The following is a 16638-nucleotide window of genomic DNA, read 5'->3' on the forward strand; positions in this document are numbered from 1 at the left end:
AAGAAGTTATTTTACAGTAGTTTCAATTGTAGTTGAATCCACTTGTACTTTCACATTTAAAGAATCATCTGTTTGTATTTTCTCTATTTTGACAGAATCCAAAGCTCTCTGAATCTCATCTTTATGCTCTAAAGCCATAGAGCCAACTGAGCCTACAAAAATTGCAACCCAGATAATAACGAAAATTGTCGCCGCAATTCCCAAATAAAGACCAGCTTTTGGTAAAGAAGTCGATGCATTTTCTTTTTTTGCCTGATTTAAAGCAATTGCTCCAAATACAATTGCAAGAATTCCGAATAAAACTGCAATAAAACCAAAGCAAGGGATAAATGCTGCTAATACACCGATAATACCAAAAATTAAAGCGATAATACCCAATGACTGGCCAGCATTTGAAGAAGGTAAATTGTTTTCCATAAAAAATGTTTTTGTTAGTTCTGACAAAAATAGAAAACGACTAACACAAACTAGGCCGATACAATCTAAGTTATCAACAATTAAATTAACCTTCTTTTTCTGAATTAGGGTTTTGGGTATTGTTTTTTAATATTTCGAATCAATTCTTCCAATCCATTTAATTTCAACTCATAAATTAATTGCAGTTGCTGTCCAAGCTCTCCTTTTGGAAATCCCTTATTATGATACCAAACGACATAATATTCAGGTAAGTCTATTAGATATTTTCCCTCGTATTTTCCGAAAGGCATTTTGGTATGGGCTAATTTTATGAGCTGTTTTTTGTCTTGATCCATAGTTTTTAAGAAGAAAGAAGCAAGAGGAAAGACTTATACTTTCTTCTTGCTTCAATTATATGCAAAGCTATTATTTATTTGCCACAGATTAAAAGGATTCTCACAGATTATTAAATCAAAGATTAAAAACTTAGAATCTCAGAATCTTAGAACCTTAGCGACTTTAAAAAAAGAAGCAAGAAAAAAGAACTATTTTTCGTTCCCTCTTCCTGCTTCAAAAATATTATTTGAAAAAAGTTCAGCACAGATTAGAAACCTTTGTCCCTTTGTCTCTCTGAACCTTTGTCACTTTTTAATAGTGCCATCTCACGAAAGCTTCCATCGCAGCATACGTTGCCAAACCTAATTGGTGGTACAACTCAGCTGTTTCGCGGTTTCTGTCTTCTGCTCTCTGCCAGAACTCTCTTGCGTCTGTTCCTTGGAAAACAACTCCATCTTTTTGTGACTGGTGTTTGAAGATTCCGTGACGTTTTGCTAAAACTTGGTCTGGACTCATTGGAACAGCCATTTCAACCTCGTCAATTCCCCACTCTTGCCAAGCTCCACGGTATAACCATAACCAGCAGTCTTTCATGAATTCTTTTGGTTTTAAAACTTTAACCGCTTCAAAAATTGCATCTAGACAAACTTTGTGAGTTCCATGTGGATCAGCTAAATCTCCAGCTGCATAAATTTGGTGTGGCTTAATTTTCTCAATTAAATCAACCGTCAACTGAATATCTTCTGGACCAATTGGTTTTTTCTCAATTGTTCCTGTTTCGTAGAAAGGCAATTCCATAAAGTGAATTTGAGAATCTGGAAGACCAACAAAATAACTTGTAGCTCTCGCCTCTCCTTTTCTGATTAAACCTTTAATATAACGAACTTCTGGAATATCAATTTCGCTGTTCTTTTTGTTCTGTAAAAACGCTTCAGCTTTTTTGTAGATATTATCTGCTTCTTCGCTTTTGATTCCGAATTTCTCATTGTAATCAATTACGAATCTTGCAAAACGAAGTGCTTCATCATCAGCAACTGCAATATTCCCTGAAGTTTGGTAAGCTACGTGCACTTCATGACCTTGCTCTTGCAGACGCATGAAAGTTCCTCCCATACTGATAATATCATCATCAGGGTGCGGGCTGAAAATCAATACACGTTTTTTAGCAGGTTCTGCTCTTTCAGGACGATTGGTATCATCTGAATTTGGTTTTCCACCTGGCCAACCTGTAATCGTGTTTTGTAATTTATTAAATATCTTGATGTTAATATCGTAAGCCGGACCTGAATCTGCCAATAAATCGCTCATACCGTTTTCGATATAATCTGCATCAGTAAGCATTAAAATTGGTTTTTTAAGATCTAATGCCAATCCTAAAACTGCTTTACGAGTCAATTTATCTGTCCAAACAATTTTCTCAACCAACCAAGGCTTGTTAATTCTAGTTAGTTTTGAAGAAGCTTCTTTATCTAAAACAAAAACCGCATTGTTGTGCTCTTGCAAGAATGAAGCTGGAACCCTGTTTGTAACTTCATCTTCAACAGATTTTTTTACAATATTTGCTTTTCCTTCACCCCAAGCTAATAAGATCACTCTTTTCGCTTCCATGATTTTTTTAACTCCAAGCGTAATCGCAGTTCTTGGCGTATTATTTAAACCAAAGAAATCTTTACTTGCCGCAACTCTTGTAATATGATCTAAAGCTACTAAACGAGTTTTAGAGTTTTGAAGCGAACCTGATTCGTTGAAACCAATATGTCCGTTTCCTCCAATTCCAAGAATCTGAAGATCAATTCCGCCTAAAGCTTCGATTTTAGCTTCATATTCATGGCAGTAATCTGCAATTTGTTCTTTTGTCAAAAGTCCGTCTGGAACGTGAGCGTTTTCAGGCAGAATATCGACATGATCAAACAAAAGCTCTTTCATGAAACGAACATAACTGTTGATTGAATTTGGTTCCATTGGATAATATTCATCCAAGTTAAAACTGATTACGTTTTTAAAACTCAAACCTTCTTCTTTATGCAGACGCACTAATTCAGCATATAATCCTTTTGGAGAAGAACCTGTAGCCAAACCAAGAATACATGGTTTTCCTTCTTTTTGTTTTTCTCTGATTAAAGCCGCAATTTCTTGCGCTACCTCTTTTGAAGCATCTGTTGAGTTTTCAAAAACAACTGTGTTGATGTTTTCGAATCGTTTTTCGAAACCTGTTGCTTTGTCGATTTTACTTTTTAACATGATATATTAATTTTTATTTTTTGTTCAACTATTCCATTTCCTGTATTTATGCCCTTTTACAGCATAAAACAAAATCATTGCATAAGAAGGCAGTAGCATTAAATACGCCAATTGATTTCCGCTTTTTGAAACATCTTGCATATTTTTTGCAAGATTTGCAGAATTGATGCTTTCAGTGATCATTCCGTAGAATAATGGAAAAACTGCTCCACCGATAATTCCCATAATCAAAATAGCGCTTCCTATTTTTGTATACCCTCCTAAATCCTCTAGAGCCATTGGCCAGATTGCCGGCCAGCATAATGCATTTGCCAAACCTAAAAGCGCCACTAGAAATATCACCAATGGGACATTTGGAGTTCCTGGCAATGCAATCATTATTTTTGGCGAAATCACAACAATCGTTAAAACCAGCACCAAACCTAGCATTCCAGACACTTTTAAAGCAGCCACTTGAGAAACATATTTAGGAATCAATACTATTCCAAGAACGTATCCGATAACCATTGCCGACATAGTAAATGATGTTAATTTAAGATAGAAATTTCCTTCGTCACCATAAACTCCAAGCTGTTTTCCGAAAGCTCCAATAGAATCTCCTGCTAGAACTTCGGCTGATAAATACAGCATTAACGTAATTACTCCTAAAACTAATTGTGGGTGCTTGAAAGCATTTTTAATCTGTTTGAAAACACTTAAATTCGATACATTCCCTTCTTCGTCCAAATCAATTTCTGGCAGAGGAGAAAATTTTACCATAAGAGCTAAAACAGTAATAATCAACCCCATATAAAGATACGGTGTTTGCAATTGTAATGCAAGAGAATTTAATGCGCTAGTTTTTGCAGTTTCATCCATCAAGGCAATTTTGTCTGCGGTAAAGTCTTGCATATTAGACAAAACCAAAACTGTAAGCACAATTGGCGCTACAAATCCAGCCAATTTATTTGCAATTCCTAAAACACTGATTCTTGCAGCAGCACTTTCTCGAGGACCAATTACAACAACATACGGATTAGATGCCGTCTGTAAAACCGCCAAACCGGTTCCCATTACAAATAATGCTAATAAAAACAGGAGAAATGTACGACTTGAAGCTGCTGGATAAAACATAAAAGCTCCCGCGGCGATAATCAATAGTCCTAAGGAAATTCCGTTTTTATATCCCACTTTTTCAATGATATATGAAGAAGGAACTGCCATAACAAAATAGGCAATATAAAATGCGAAAGTCACAAAATAGGCTTGCGAAGAAGTTAATTCGCAAGCTAATTCAAAAAACGGAATAAGTGGTCCGTTAAGCCAGGTTACGAATCCTAGAATAAAAAACAATAAGGTTAAAATTACCATCGGAACAATGGTACTTTTTTTCTCTACTTGTAATGTACTTTGAATGTTTGTCATAATTTTTGGTTGATTTAGTTATAGATTTATTTAATTCAAAATCTAAATTAGAATCAACTCTCACATTATTGATTGCGTAATTTATGCAAATATCTGCATTTTTTTTGCAAAACAAAAGTACTACATTAAATTTCCTTATTCTCTAATTTAGATATGAAAGTTTTGTTAATTTTTATTATTCCAATTTAAATCAGGATAATATTTTGCCAAATATGTTTTTACTTCGGCAATATCTTCTTTGGCCGTCAAGTCAGGAACGTGCTCAGAAAACGGAATTCCTATTGTTGTATTCGGATTTTCCTTAACAGAGTTCAAAAGAACCGTTGGAAGCTCCTTTTCATCACGTTCTGGATGAACAGGACAATTTTTAAGATGTATATACAAAGTCTTGCCATTAAATTTAAAAGCATTCATACTGACACGTATTTTTCCTTCTGCATCTTTATATTGTTTCAAATCTTCTTCTGTAGGTTTTTCTAAAATATCCAACAGCTGATTCTTCTGATCTAATTTTGCAATGGCAAAACGCGAAATACGCTCTAACGGAAAATCCATTGCATCACGGTCATAACTAATAAAAGCATTCGGACTTTCTGTTTCTCGCAAAGCACGTAATGCTTCTGCAGAATACAAATTATCACTATTACAAACCGAATAATATTGTGAATTTAATTCCGGATATTGTTCTACAGCTTGAAACAGAGCATCTGCAGTCCCAAAAGGTTTCACCCTTCCATCAGGAATATATTGAACTGCAAATGAAATATTGAGCCCATGAAAATCATTATTTTTCATTTTACTGCCGTAAAACTCTTTAAACAACTCACCTTGTTCACCTATTATAATATAGATGTTTTTATAGCCTGCTTTTTTGGCATTCCATAAAAGGTAATCCAAAAGAGGTCTTCCGCTTACGCCAACACCAATCAAACCTTTACTTCTTTCGTTGGCTTGTGCAATTTCTTCTGGAGATAAATTATTTGTAACCGCTTCTTTTTTCATACGAGAAGAAGCTCCGCCGGCTAAAATCACTAAACTGTCGTGCATTTTATTTTAATTTTCAATATTATCAATAATTCGTACTCCCGGATCAACATTTACCGCATAAGCTTCTTGTGCTCCTGCGTCTAAAATTGCTTTAATAACCACATCTTCATTCCTAGGATCAGCGATTACCACGATACTTCCGCCACCGCCAGAGCCTACAATTTTTGCTCCGAATGCCCCTGCTTTCAATGCCGCATTAACCATTGCATCAATTCTTGGAACAGTAATTTTCAGCAAATCGCGTAAAACTTCATGATGGCCATTCATTAATGCTCCAATTTTTTTAAGATCTAAAACTGGTTTTTCAAATTCTTTTAAAGCTTCTTTTGTGTAATAATAATTCTTTATCGCTGCTTCAAAAAACGGAATTAAACGATCTGGCAGACAATTTCTATATTTATCTACATCTTCAATTTCTGAAGCATATAAATCAAATTGCGGATAATTGCGCTTAACCAAGTCAATTGCCATTAAAGCATTTCCTTTTAATTCACCAAGAAGCCCAATAGTTTCCTTTGGAACACCAGAAACTCCAGTAATTAAACCTTTCAGCTCTGTACCAATTACATCAAAAGAAAACGGTTTTTTTGTATTGATATAAACAATATTTCCAACACCAATACTAAAATGATCCATCATTCCTCCAGGTTCTCCGTGTTCTAAAACTTCAGATTCATAACCTAATTTAGAAAGAAACTCAGGCGTAACTTCATGATCAATTCCGAAAGCTTCTATAAGGAAACGAATCCAAGCCATCAATAAAGCCGACGAACTCGAAGTTCCAGAATTAATCGGAATATCTCCAGTAATTGTAATGGTATAACCTGATGTTGGTTTACAGCCATATCTGCGCAAGACACGTAAAGAGGATGCAAAATAATCTCTTGATTCTAATTTTTCGAAAGTTTCGTGGATATCGATAATCCGAATTTCATTAATATCAATCATATTCAGAACAAATGTATCGGTCTGATTTTCTTTTGCTATTAATTTAATGCTTCGATCTATCGCACAGGCTATGACAGGCAGCCCTAAATAATCCTGATGATCACCAAACAGACAAGTTCGGCCGGGAGCTAATGAGGTAATTTTTTTCACGTAAACACATTGTGTTAAAATATTGCAATTCAACAAATTACAATACAATTAGGTTATATTTTTATTTTAGTTTTTCGGTTTTGATTTCACGAAACTAGAGATTATATTTTTATAAAACAAGAAAAAACACAAAAATGTGCTCGAACACACTAATTTTATGTTCTCGAGCACATTTTATAATTCTTACAGAAATTTTATATTTATTAACTCAAAGTTTTTATATTTGCTTATATGGATAAAAAGTACACAATTAAGGATATAGCACAAATGGCTGGAGTTTCTAAAGGAACCGTAGACCGAGTGTTGCACAATAGAGGAAAAGTCTCCCCTGCTGCATTGGAAAAAATCAATGAAGTTTTGAATGTTATTGATTACGAACCCAACTTAATTGCACGAAATTTAAAAAGCACCAAAGTTTATCGCATTTGCGTCTTGCTTCCAGATCCTGTATTTGACCCTTATTGGCTTCCATGTGTTAACGGAATTCAAGATGCTATAACAGAATTTAAAGCGTATAATGTAGTTATAGAAACACATTATTTTAATCCTGAAAGCACAAAATCTTTCTTGAAAACTCATGAAGTTATTATAGCCAAATCACCAGATGCTGTTTTATTAGCACCACTTTTCCATAAAGAAACCATAGAAATCATAAAACAATATGAGGAACTGGGAATTATGGTAAATACCTTTAACAACCAGGTGGAATCTTCGTCTATAAAAAGTTTTGTCGGACAGGATTTATACAAAAGTGGTCGTGTTGCTGCAAGCTTAATGAATTTAATTCTGCCTAAAGGCCAGATTGCTATTATCCATATTGACGAAAGCTTGAAAAACGCCGTTCACATGCAGGAAAAAGAAAGAGGTTTTAGAAATTACTTTGAAGAAAAAAACCTTTCTGATTTTTCTTTAACTACTTTAAAACTGAAGTATTCCAATATAGAAACTAAGCTTCCGGCCTTTGTAAACGAAAATCCAGATTTAAGCGGTATCTTCATTACCACCTCAAAGGCTTATCAGATCGCTTCTACGCTTTCTTATACAACTGATAAAAAAATTGCTTTGATTGGTTACGATTTAATTGACAAAAACGTCAGCTTTTTAAATCAAGGATTGGTTCACTTTTTAATTCATCAAAATCAAAAAAGACAGGCTTATTTAGGCGTCAGTACTTTAGTAGAACACTTTTTATTTAGAAAAGATATTCCAGAAACTATTTTACTTCCTATTGATATTATCAATGTAGAGAATGCTTCTTTTTACGTCAGCTAAGTTTTTTTTGCTACTAAGGCGCTAAGGCACGAAGTTTTTTACCATTTATCAATTTTAATCTCGCAAAGCAAAGTTTTTTTTACTTTTAAATTACAACTTTAATTGCCTCCAGCTTTAGCTGGAGGTGTTAAAATAAGATAGGAAAGGGCTTTAGCCAAACTACGCAAGTTTGACTAAAGCCCTTTTGGTTGATATCCTGAAACCTCCAGCTAAAGCTGGAGGCAATTAAAGTTATAATATAAAAACTTTGCGCCTTCACGCCTTAGTAGCTAATCATTTCATCAAAACAAACTTTCCAAAAGAAGATGCTATATGAAAATTCGGTTCTACAGTATTTGGATTTACCCACGTAATCCAGGTTGGTTCGTAGTTGCCTTTTTTATCTTTGGAGAATTTTGCTCTGTAAACTCCCGCTTCAACAATATTATTATGTATTAAATCTAATTCTTCTAGAGAAGCAATACTAATTGATCCTGCAACTGTAAAAGAAACATCATCTGCAGAAGATTGCAATTTAATATGCTTTTCAGGCCATTTCCATTCATAATCAAAGATTTTATTTGGAAGGGCATGAAAATCAAGCAATCTTGTCGAAGGATCGATTTCTAAGCAGTAATACGGATTAAGCTGATCATTACTTCTAAAAAATAACTCCACACGGTCTGAATTACAAATACTATCAACACTATTATCTTTTTGATCGATATAAACATCAGTATCAAAAACTCTAAAATTAAAATAGAAATTTTCCCGATCCCAAAGTGCGCGAAATTCAATCTTTAAAACCAGATCATTATTCCATGGAGAAACAAAATCAGTTAAACAATTTGCTTTTTTCCAAAAAAAAGGATCCAAAATCTTAGTTCCATTCTTTTGGTTTTTATCTATTATTTGTACGTGGTATTCTTTCAAAATTCTTCTTCTTAAAATCTGTTAATTTTTTATTTTCAAAAAAGGTCAAAATGACCATTAATTCATTTCTCGATTTTGACTTTTTCTTCGATGACCAATATAGTTTAAAAATTGAATTGAAAAACAAATCAAATTCATAATTAAATCTAAAAATCAACTTCCTTTCCACATAAGAAAAGACTGTTTAATTTTTACGTTTTTACTTTAGTGATTGCGAAATTCATAAGTTTTTAATAAATCCTTATTTATAATTCAAAAAACCATCATTTTCACACACACTTCCTTTTAAGATTATTTTAAAAATATCACAGCAATTTAAGTCAAAAAAAATGATTCGCACAATTTTATGTGCTCGAGAACATAAATTTTGTGTGTTCGAGCACATTTTTTGTGTTTTTTCTTGTTTTATAAAAATATAATCTCTAGTTTCGTCAGAGATTAATCTTAAAACTAAGTTAATTATGCAAAATATTAGATGTTTTTTAAGCTTAAAAAAGGAAGAAAACCGAGCTAAACAAGCAGTGTTTAGGGCAAAAAAAAGAAGCTTCTGAATTGTATCGAAAATAACTTAGTCAACACACAATTAAAAAATCAAAATGAGTTCCACGATCTAAAAAGAAGTCTAAAACCTACAAACAAGAAAAAAACAATTAAACATTAACCAAAACCAATTTAACAGTATGAAATTATTAACCCAAAAAAAGCCAAGAGATTTTCGGCTTAACAATTTATCCCGCAAAGAAATCGGAATAACAGTTCTCTCGTTATTAGTTTTTACATTTCAGGCTTCTGCAACTTCTTCTATCAATATTTCAGACAAAACTAAAACGGCGCTGTTTTTTGAAAAAACTGTAAAAGGAACAGTAAAAGATCAGAATGGTATGCCGCTTCCAGGTGCCAATGTTGTAGTTAAAGGTACTACCAAAGGTGTTCAGACTGATGTAGACGGAAGTTTTGCTATTACAGTTCCTGATAATGCCACAAAATTGGTGGTTACTTACATTGGCATGGAAGATCAGGAAGTAACGATTACAAGCGCTCCCCTAAAAATTGTCATGAAAGAAGCAGGACAAAAACTAGACGAGGTGGTGATTGGATACGGAAAATCTAAGAAAAAAGACCTTACGGGTTCTGTAAGTTCTCTTAGTAAAGACAATTTAAATTTAGGCGGAACGGTTGCCAATGTTGGACAAGCTCTTCAAGGACGCGCTTCTGGAGTACAAGTACAGCAAAATAGTTATGCGCCAGGAACAAATCCGTCTGTAATAATTAGAGGAGGAAACTCTATTAATACTTCTAATGCTCCGTTGTATGTTGTTGACGGATTCATTACCAGTACTGGAGCTTCTATAAGTCCGAACGATATTGAAAACATTCAGATTCTTAAAGATGCCGCTTCTACAGCAATTTATGGTGCTCGTGGAGGAAATGGGGTAATTTTGATTACTACTAAAAAAGGAAAGGCAGGAAAAATGAATGTTGAGGCCGAAATTTCTGATGGTTTTCAAAATATCATAAAAGAGCCTTCTTTAATGACTGGACAGCAATATGCAGATTATCAAAATGCTCTTAATGCTGAAAACGGACGACCTCCACTTTTCCCTTCTAGTTTTCCTGTGGCTAATACTAACTGGTTTGACGCTGCAACTCGCCCTGGTGAAGTGCTGAACAGAACGCTTACATTTAGCGGAAGCGACCAAACTTCAAAATTCTTTCTTTCTGGAAACTATTTAAAACAAACTGGTGCTATCGTAAACACTGATTTTGAAAGATATAGCGTGAGAATGGGAGCTGAGAAAAAATTCAACGATAAGCTGAACATGGGTATGAATGCTTATGGTGCTGTTGCTGAAGGAAATAATAGCGATTTTGGCGATAATATTTTATCTCCAATGTTCTCTATTCAGACCGCTCCTCCAACTATTCCTATTTACAATGCAGATGGTTCATACTATAAATTCCAAGGAAAAGACAATGCTTTAGCGCTTTTACTGGAACCTACTGACCACACTATTAATAGATTGGTAAACGGAAACATGTTTTTAGATTATCAGATTATTAAAGGTTTAACATACCACTTTGGTGCTGGTGCTGAATGGCAGGAAAATATTCAAGGAAAATATACTCCTAGTACTCTAGTAGCGGGAGCTGCGTTAAAAGGTTCAGGTTCTGAGGAAAACAAAACGTATTTCAGATGGAGTACAGAACAATATTTAACGTATAAATTTGACATCAAAGAAGTACATGCTATTACTGCTATGATTGGTACTTCGAACCAAAAAGATACATACGAGCGAGTAAGAGCGGCTGGAACAGGTTTCTCTAGCGATTTATTGACTTATTATAATTTGCAAGGAGCTTCAGTATATTTAAAACCTGAAACGGAAAAAACAGAAACAAAATTGACTTCTTATTTTGGAAGGTTAAATTATGCTTTCAATGATAAATACTTAGCAACTTTCACTATTAGAAAAGACGGTTCTTCACGTTTTGGACCAAACAATAGATTTGGTATTTTCCCTTCTGGAGCTGTTGCTTGGAAAGTTTCTAACGAATCTTTTATGCAAAACGTAAAAGAAATTTCTGAACTTAAATTGAGAGCTAGTTATGGTATTACAGGTAGCGATGGTATTGGAGACTACTCTTACATGAGCCGCTTGTCTTCTTGGGGTGTTACTATTGCTCCAGATGAATTTGTTGCAGGAACAGAACCAGCGAACTTAGCTAACCCAAATCTAAAATGGGAACAAACTGCTCAGACTGATATTGGTTTAGATTTAGGTTTATTTAATGATAAGCTTTCTGTTACATTCGATTATTACAAAAAAAGAACAACAGATGCTCTTTTAAATGTTCCTGTTGGAGGATGGTGGGGATTTGGTACTCAAAGAGTCAACTCTGGAGTTATTGACAACCATGGTATTGAGTTAGGAATAAGCACTACAAACTTTAGAACAGATAAATTTACTTGGACTACTTCATTAAATGTGGCTTATAATAAACAAGAAGTTGTATCTCTTGCTGATAACGTTAAAATCATTAGTACAAATACTTCTAACCCAAGTGGAGTAGTTTCTGGTCAAGAATTTACAAGATTGGAGCCTGGAAAAGAAATGGGAGTTTTATATGGTTATAAATATGCAGGAGTTATCAAAACAGGAGAAACTTACGCGCCTCAGCCTTTATCTGCGCCTGGAGATCCTAAGTATGTAGACGTTGATGGAGATGGAACTATTACGGCAAAAGACAGAACCTATTTAGGAAATACAATTCCACATTATGTAGCAGGTTTCAATAACGATTTCAAGTATGGAAATTTTGATATGAATATCTTTTTCCAAGGTGCTTTTGATTATTCAGTTTACAATATGACTGCAATGGTTGGAGAATCTTCTACAAGCACTGATGCATTAAATCGCTGGGTTGCTGGAAAAAATGAGAATACAGATATTCCGAGAGATGGATATTACAAAAGCAAATACGGAAGTTATGTGAATTCTAAATTTGTTGAAGAAGCTTCTTACTTACGTCTAAAAAATGTTTCTATCGGGTATACGATTCCAGAAAGCGCATTAAAAACTGTAAAATTTATTGACAACATCAGATTATATGCAATCGGACAAAATTTATTGACGATTACAAATTATTCTGGAAATGATCCTGAAGTAAATGGACACTCTACGAACAATTTAGGCGGTGGAATCGATTTTAACTCATTCCCAGCTTCAAGAACTTTTATACTTGGAATTAAAGTAGCAATTCACTAGTCTAAAATGCTTTACAGTAACATTAAATTGATTAAAATGAAAAAATATACAATCTTATTACTTTTACTTGCCGCTGGGACACAGTTTTCTTGTAACCAAGACTTGGATCCTACGGTATATAGCAGTTTGACTAATACCAATGGGTATCAGACAAAGTCGGATGCTATTGCGGCTATTAATTCCATTTATGGAAGATTAAAAGGGCCATCTGTAGGCGATAACTTCTCATACTGGGCTACTAGACACTTTGCTCTAACTGATATTGCAACAGATTTAGGACACTGTCAATTTGGAGGAGATCCAGGACAATTATCATTAGGAACTTGGAACTCAGCAAACGGTCTTCTAAAAGAAGATTGGAACGCAATGTATAAATTGATTGCCAATGCTAATAATGCGATTTTCAACATTACACCAATGAGCGGTATTACAGCTGCAGAAAAAGCTCAATTTATTGCAGAAGCTAAATTCTTAAGATGTTCTGCTTACATGGATTTGACAGATTCTTGGGGACCGGTAATTCTAATTACAGAAGCAAACTTAGGAAACCCTGGTTATTTAGATCAAACTCCGCCTTCATCAGTTGAAGAAATAGATGCTTTCATGATTAAAGAATTGACTGAAGCTGCTGATGTTCTTCCAGTTAATTATAAAAACAATGCTATTTATGGTACAAATGATGTGGGACGCGCGACAAAAGGAGCTGCACTTACATTATTAGCAAAATTATACTTGAGAAGCCACGATTGGCAAAAAGTAGTTACTTACACACAAAAAGTAATGGATTTAAACGAATACCAACTTTATCCTTCTTACTTAGGTTTGTTTAAAGAAAGTAACAAATGGTGCAGCGAAAATATCTTCTCTTCATTAAGTGACGCTAACACAAACGGAACAGAATTATTAAACCACTTTGGTCCTGTTGATCACCCTGTTGTTCAGAACAGATGGCAGTATTACACTGTAAACTGGGATTTCTACAACACTTTTGGTGATGAAGATGAAAGAAAACAATGCTTTTTCCCAGAATTTATGGGTACAGATGGTCTTCTTCATAAACAAGCACCTTCACTGGGAGCTCAGCCGCCAGCCGGAGAATTATACATGCAAGACGTTTCTACGAAAAAATATGCTGATGATGAAACGACTACTTATTATGATGGCCATAGTGTAAATATCCTTCGTTATGCTGATGTTTTATTAAGTAGAGCCGAAGCCTTAAACGAAATCAGTGGGCCAACTCAGGAAGCTATTGACCTTATCAATAAAGTAAAAGGAAGATCGCACGCTAAGCTTTTAGTTTTATCTGGCCAAACGCAAACTAGTTTAAGAGATGCTATTTTACAAGAAAGAGGCTGGGAACTTTTCTACGAAGGAAAACGTCGTGCAGATTTGATCAGAATGAACAAATATGATGTTTTAGTAAACGCTTACCACCTTAGAGTCGGCGAGGCAGCTTTAATCAAAATGCCACAAAACAAATATTATACGTATCCACAAAGTCAGGTTGACCTTAATCCGAATTTAAGCAACGCCGACAGACAATAAGAATACCCAATCAAGAATAGACAGTTAAATGTCTGTCTATTCTTGATTTTTTATAACAATAAAAGTACTTTTCTGTTTCACAAAAGAAGCTTTTCAAATGATCAAAAATTTAATATTAAAAGGAAGTTTTATTTTAGTCTTGCTAGCATTCGTCAGCTGTTCTAAAAGCCAAATTATCTCCAATATCAATATTGGCACTCATGGTAACAACCAATTGAAAATTCAGATCGATGTTACTACGAATGACCAAGCTCAGGTATATGCAGAATATTGGTCGGACAAAGAAGGAAATCAAAATAAAATGACCTCTCCTATTTCAAATTCTGGCTTAAAACATTCATTGGTACTTTGCAACATAATTCCAGAAACCAATTATAGTTTTCAATTAGTTACAGTTCAAGACGGAAATAAACAAACTAGTAAAGTTTATACTTTCAAATCTAGAAAACTTCCGGAATGGCTTCAAAAGCAATTCAAAGCCAATTGTCCAAAACCAGAATTACTGCCACAAAATTTCAAAAAAGGATTTTTGCTTTTAGCAAAAAGAGAAACTCCTGGAACAGCTTATATTGTAGATTACAAAGGAAATTTAAGATGGTATCATACACTTGAAGGAACAGGATTTAAAGTTACTCATTTTACAAAAGATCAAACTATTCTTTCTATTCTAGGCACAAACGACGAACCAACAAGTTATGGAAGCGAAATTCTAGAAATTAATCTTCAAGGCGATACTTTAACTCACATCAAAAAAGGTGACGGTGATTTAAAACAAGTTATCCACCATGAAATCATAAAAAAATCGGCTGACGAAATTGTCGCTTTAACTGTCGAGCAAAAAATAATCGATTTAACTTCTATTGGAGGAAAAAAACAAGATACCATCAACGGTGACGGAATTATAATCTTAAATAAAAAAGGAAAACAGCTTTGGAAATGGAGTGTTTTTGATGATTTAGATCCATTTAAAGACAAAAATTTATTAAAGAACAAGAAAGACTGGACACATGCCAACAGCTTGAGCTATGATACAGATGGAAACTTTCTAATTTCTTTCTACAACAATGGTCAGATTTGGAAAATTAATTCTAAAACAGGAAAAGTAATCTGGAAATTAGGAAAAGGCGGCACAATGAAAATGGCATCAGATACCAATTTCTCGCAAGCGCATGCCGCACACATCGATAAAGAAGGCAGTTTATTGTTTTTTGATAATGGTGTTGATATAAAACAATCTTCTGTTTTTGCCTTAAAAGTAGACGAAAAAAGCAATTCAGTAAAACTGGATTTTCATATAAAATTGCCAAAAGATATTTACAACGACAGAATGGGAAGTGCCTATATGATCAATAAAGATCTCTTTTTAGTTTGCTGTTCTAAAAGACATATTACCGTTTTAACCAATAAAAAAGGAGTTTTGCTATGGGCTTTAGAATCTGAAATTCCGCCATACAGAACCATCTTTATTCCGGAGGAAAAATTAAAACCTTTTCTTCTGAATTAAAGAAATGACTCTCCTGCAAGGTTTTGCAAACCTTGTAGGTATAAAATTGAAAAAAATACCTAACAGGTTTTTGAAACCTGTTAGGATAAGAACAAGATTAAAAATAATGGACATGAAAAAAACAATTCTTATCGGACTTTTTTCAGCATTTTCAATAGCTGTTTTCAATTCCTGCACCAAAACCAATTCACAAACTTTAGCTTCAAAAACAACTGAAGAAGAAGACGAAGGCTATATCACAATTGATACTTCTCAGATTCCTGATGATCAATTTGGAGAATCGGTTCGTTACGGAAGAGACTTAATGATGAAAACGGCATATTATATTGGTCCAAACGGAAAAAACGGACAATATTTAGGCAATAAAATGAACTGCACCAATTGTCATCAAGATGCAGGGACAAAACCTCATGCATTCAATTTGATGTCTTCGCATGACAATTATCCACAATATCGCGGACGCGAAAACAAAGTCCTTACTTTAGCAGAAAGAGTTAATAACTGCATTATGCGTCCGCATTCTGGAAAACCGCTTCCGCTAGATAGCAAAGAAATGGTGGCGTTTTTATCTTATTTTAAATGGATTAGCAAATTTGTTCCAAAAGATGGTAATTTTAAAGGAGCAAAAAATTTAGAAATCGAATTTCCAGATGTTGCGGCAAGTCCAGAAAGAGGAAAAGTTCTATTTGCAGAAAACTGCGCAAGATGCCACGGAAATAATGGCGAGGGAGTTTACAATGCAGACAAATCAGGTTACACCTACCCTCCTCTTTGGGGACAATACGGTTATCAGCCAGGTTCAAGCATGCATCGCGTAATCAAACAAGCACAATGGCTAAAAAGCAATATGCCTTATGATAAAGTACTGCTTGGAAAACCATACCTTACAGACAAACAAGCGCTTGATATTGCGGCTTTCGTAAATGACGATTCACAGCATAAAAGACCAAACCCAAAAACATTTGATTATGCTGAAAAAATGTCTAAACCAATTGATTATTCACATAGCCCTTTTCAAGATAATTTTTCTGAAGAACAGCATAAATACGGTCCTTACAAACCCATTATTGCTTACTGGAAAAAACAAGGATGGAAAGCCGTTTACTAAACTCA

The 16638-nt window shown here is 34.4% G+C and carries 12 protein-coding genes; 5 read left to right on the forward strand and 7 right to left on the reverse strand.

Annotated elements, in window-relative coordinates:
* Positions 1 to 6: 6 nt before the first annotated feature.
* The 6 genes from DMB71_RS13395 to DMB71_RS13420 form a co-directional block, all read right to left on the reverse strand.
* Positions 7 to 417: a DUF4190 domain-containing protein gene (locus DMB71_RS13395; RefSeq protein WP_008462479.1), complete on the reverse strand. Its 411-nt coding sequence runs from the start codon at positions 415 to 417 to the stop codon at positions 7 to 9.
* Positions 418 to 521: 104 nt separating this feature from the next.
* Positions 522 to 752, reverse strand: a complete 231-nt coding sequence (locus DMB71_RS13400) for a DUF3820 family protein (protein WP_008462478.1) — start codon at positions 750 to 752, stop codon at positions 522 to 524.
* Positions 753 to 1044: 292 nt separating this feature from the next.
* Positions 1045 to 2973, reverse strand: a complete 1929-nt coding sequence (nagB, locus tag DMB71_RS13405) for a glucosamine-6-phosphate deaminase (protein ID WP_111366877.1) — start codon at positions 2971 to 2973, stop codon at positions 1045 to 1047.
* Positions 2974 to 2997: 24 nt separating this feature from the next.
* A complete protein-coding gene (locus tag DMB71_RS13410; protein WP_111366879.1) occupies positions 2998 to 4377 on the reverse strand; it encodes a sugar MFS transporter in 1380 nt (459 codons plus the stop codon).
* A gap of 165 nt (positions 4378 to 4542) precedes the next feature.
* On the reverse strand, positions 4543 to 5424 hold the full coding sequence (locus tag DMB71_RS13415) for a sugar phosphate nucleotidyltransferase (RefSeq protein ID WP_111366881.1): 882 nt from the start codon (positions 5422 to 5424) through the stop codon (positions 4543 to 4545).
* A 6-nt stretch (positions 5425 to 5430) separates the two neighbouring features.
* Positions 5431 to 6522 (reverse strand): mevalonate kinase family protein, encoded by a 1092-nt coding sequence (locus tag DMB71_RS13420; protein WP_111366883.1) that lies wholly within the window; start codon positions 6520 to 6522, stop codon positions 5431 to 5433.
* A 231-nt stretch (positions 6523 to 6753) separates the two neighbouring features.
* On the opposite strand from DMB71_RS13420, the gene DMB71_RS13425 reads away from it, so the two are divergent.
* Positions 6754 to 7794 carry a LacI family DNA-binding transcriptional regulator gene (locus DMB71_RS13425; protein ID WP_111366885.1) on the forward strand — a complete coding sequence of 347 codons (1041 nt, stop codon included), beginning with the start codon at positions 6754 to 6756 and terminating at the stop codon, positions 7792 to 7794.
* A gap of 273 nt (positions 7795 to 8067) precedes the next feature.
* Here DMB71_RS13425 and DMB71_RS13430 read toward each other — a convergent pair whose 3' ends face one another.
* Positions 8068 to 8706, reverse strand: coding sequence for a sugar-binding protein (locus DMB71_RS13430; RefSeq protein ID WP_111366887.1), 639 nt, complete (start codon positions 8704 to 8706; stop codon positions 8068 to 8070).
* A 680-nt stretch (positions 8707 to 9386) separates the two neighbouring features.
* Between DMB71_RS13430 and DMB71_RS13435 the strand changes: the two genes are divergently transcribed.
* The 4 genes from DMB71_RS13435 to DMB71_RS13450 all read left to right on the forward strand — a co-directional run bounded on the left by DMB71_RS13435 (position 9387) and on the right by DMB71_RS13450 (position 16633).
* Positions 9387 to 12473, forward strand: a complete 3087-nt coding sequence (locus DMB71_RS13435) for a SusC/RagA family TonB-linked outer membrane protein (protein ID WP_111366889.1) — start codon at positions 9387 to 9389, stop codon at positions 12471 to 12473.
* A 36-nt stretch (positions 12474 to 12509) separates the two neighbouring features.
* Complete coding sequence (locus DMB71_RS13440; protein ID WP_111366973.1) at positions 12510 to 14021, forward strand: RagB/SusD family nutrient uptake outer membrane protein; 1512 nt, start codon at positions 12510 to 12512, stop codon at positions 14019 to 14021.
* A gap of 97 nt (positions 14022 to 14118) precedes the next feature.
* The gene (locus DMB71_RS13445) at positions 14119 to 15525 is read left to right on the forward strand and encodes an aryl-sulfate sulfotransferase (RefSeq protein ID WP_111366891.1); all 1407 of its coding nucleotides are present in this window, start codon (positions 14119 to 14121) and stop codon (positions 15523 to 15525) included.
* Positions 15526 to 15637: 112 nt separating this feature from the next.
* On the forward strand, positions 15638 to 16633 hold the full coding sequence (locus tag DMB71_RS13450; RefSeq protein WP_111366975.1) for a c-type cytochrome: 996 nt from the start codon (positions 15638 to 15640) through the stop codon (positions 16631 to 16633).
* Positions 16634 to 16638 lie beyond the last annotated feature (5 nt).

This window comes from Flavobacterium tistrianum (assembly GCF_003254545.1).
GTDB classification, from domain to species: Bacteria; Bacteroidota; Bacteroidia; order Flavobacteriales; family Flavobacteriaceae; genus Flavobacterium; species Flavobacterium tistrianum.

What these genes read in the sequence shown, in the direction of transcription:
- DMB71_RS13395 (WP_008462479.1), bottom strand. Translation starts at nt 417, where the DNA reads ATGGAAAACAATTTACCTTCTTCAAATGCTGGCCAGTCATTGGGTATT.
- DMB71_RS13400 (WP_008462478.1), bottom strand. Translation starts at nt 752, where the DNA reads ATGGATCAAGACAAAAAACAGCTCATAAAATTAGCCCATACCAAAATG.
- nagB (WP_111366877.1), bottom strand. Translation starts at nt 2,973, where the DNA reads ATGTTAAAAAGTAAAATCGACAAAGCAACAGGTTTCGAAAAACGATTC.
- DMB71_RS13410 (WP_111366879.1), bottom strand. Translation starts at nt 4,377, where the DNA reads ATGACAAACATTCAAAGTACATTACAAGTAGAGAAAAAAAGTACCATT.
- DMB71_RS13415 (WP_111366881.1), bottom strand. Translation starts at nt 5,424, where the DNA reads ATGCACGACAGTTTAGTGATTTTAGCCGGCGGAGCTTCTTCTCGTATG.
- DMB71_RS13425 (WP_111366885.1), top strand. Translation starts at nt 6,754, where the DNA reads ATGGATAAAAAGTACACAATTAAGGATATAGCACAAATGGCTGGAGTT.
- DMB71_RS13435 (WP_111366889.1), top strand. Translation starts at nt 9,387, where the DNA reads ATGAAATTATTAACCCAAAAAAAGCCAAGAGATTTTCGGCTTAACAAT.
- DMB71_RS13440 (WP_111366973.1), top strand. Translation starts at nt 12,510, where the DNA reads ATGAAAAAATATACAATCTTATTACTTTTACTTGCCGCTGGGACACAG.
- DMB71_RS13445 (WP_111366891.1), top strand. Translation starts at nt 14,119, where the DNA reads ATGATCAAAAATTTAATATTAAAAGGAAGTTTTATTTTAGTCTTGCTA.
- DMB71_RS13450 (WP_111366975.1), top strand. Translation starts at nt 15,638, where the DNA reads ATGAAAAAAACAATTCTTATCGGACTTTTTTCAGCATTTTCAATAGCT.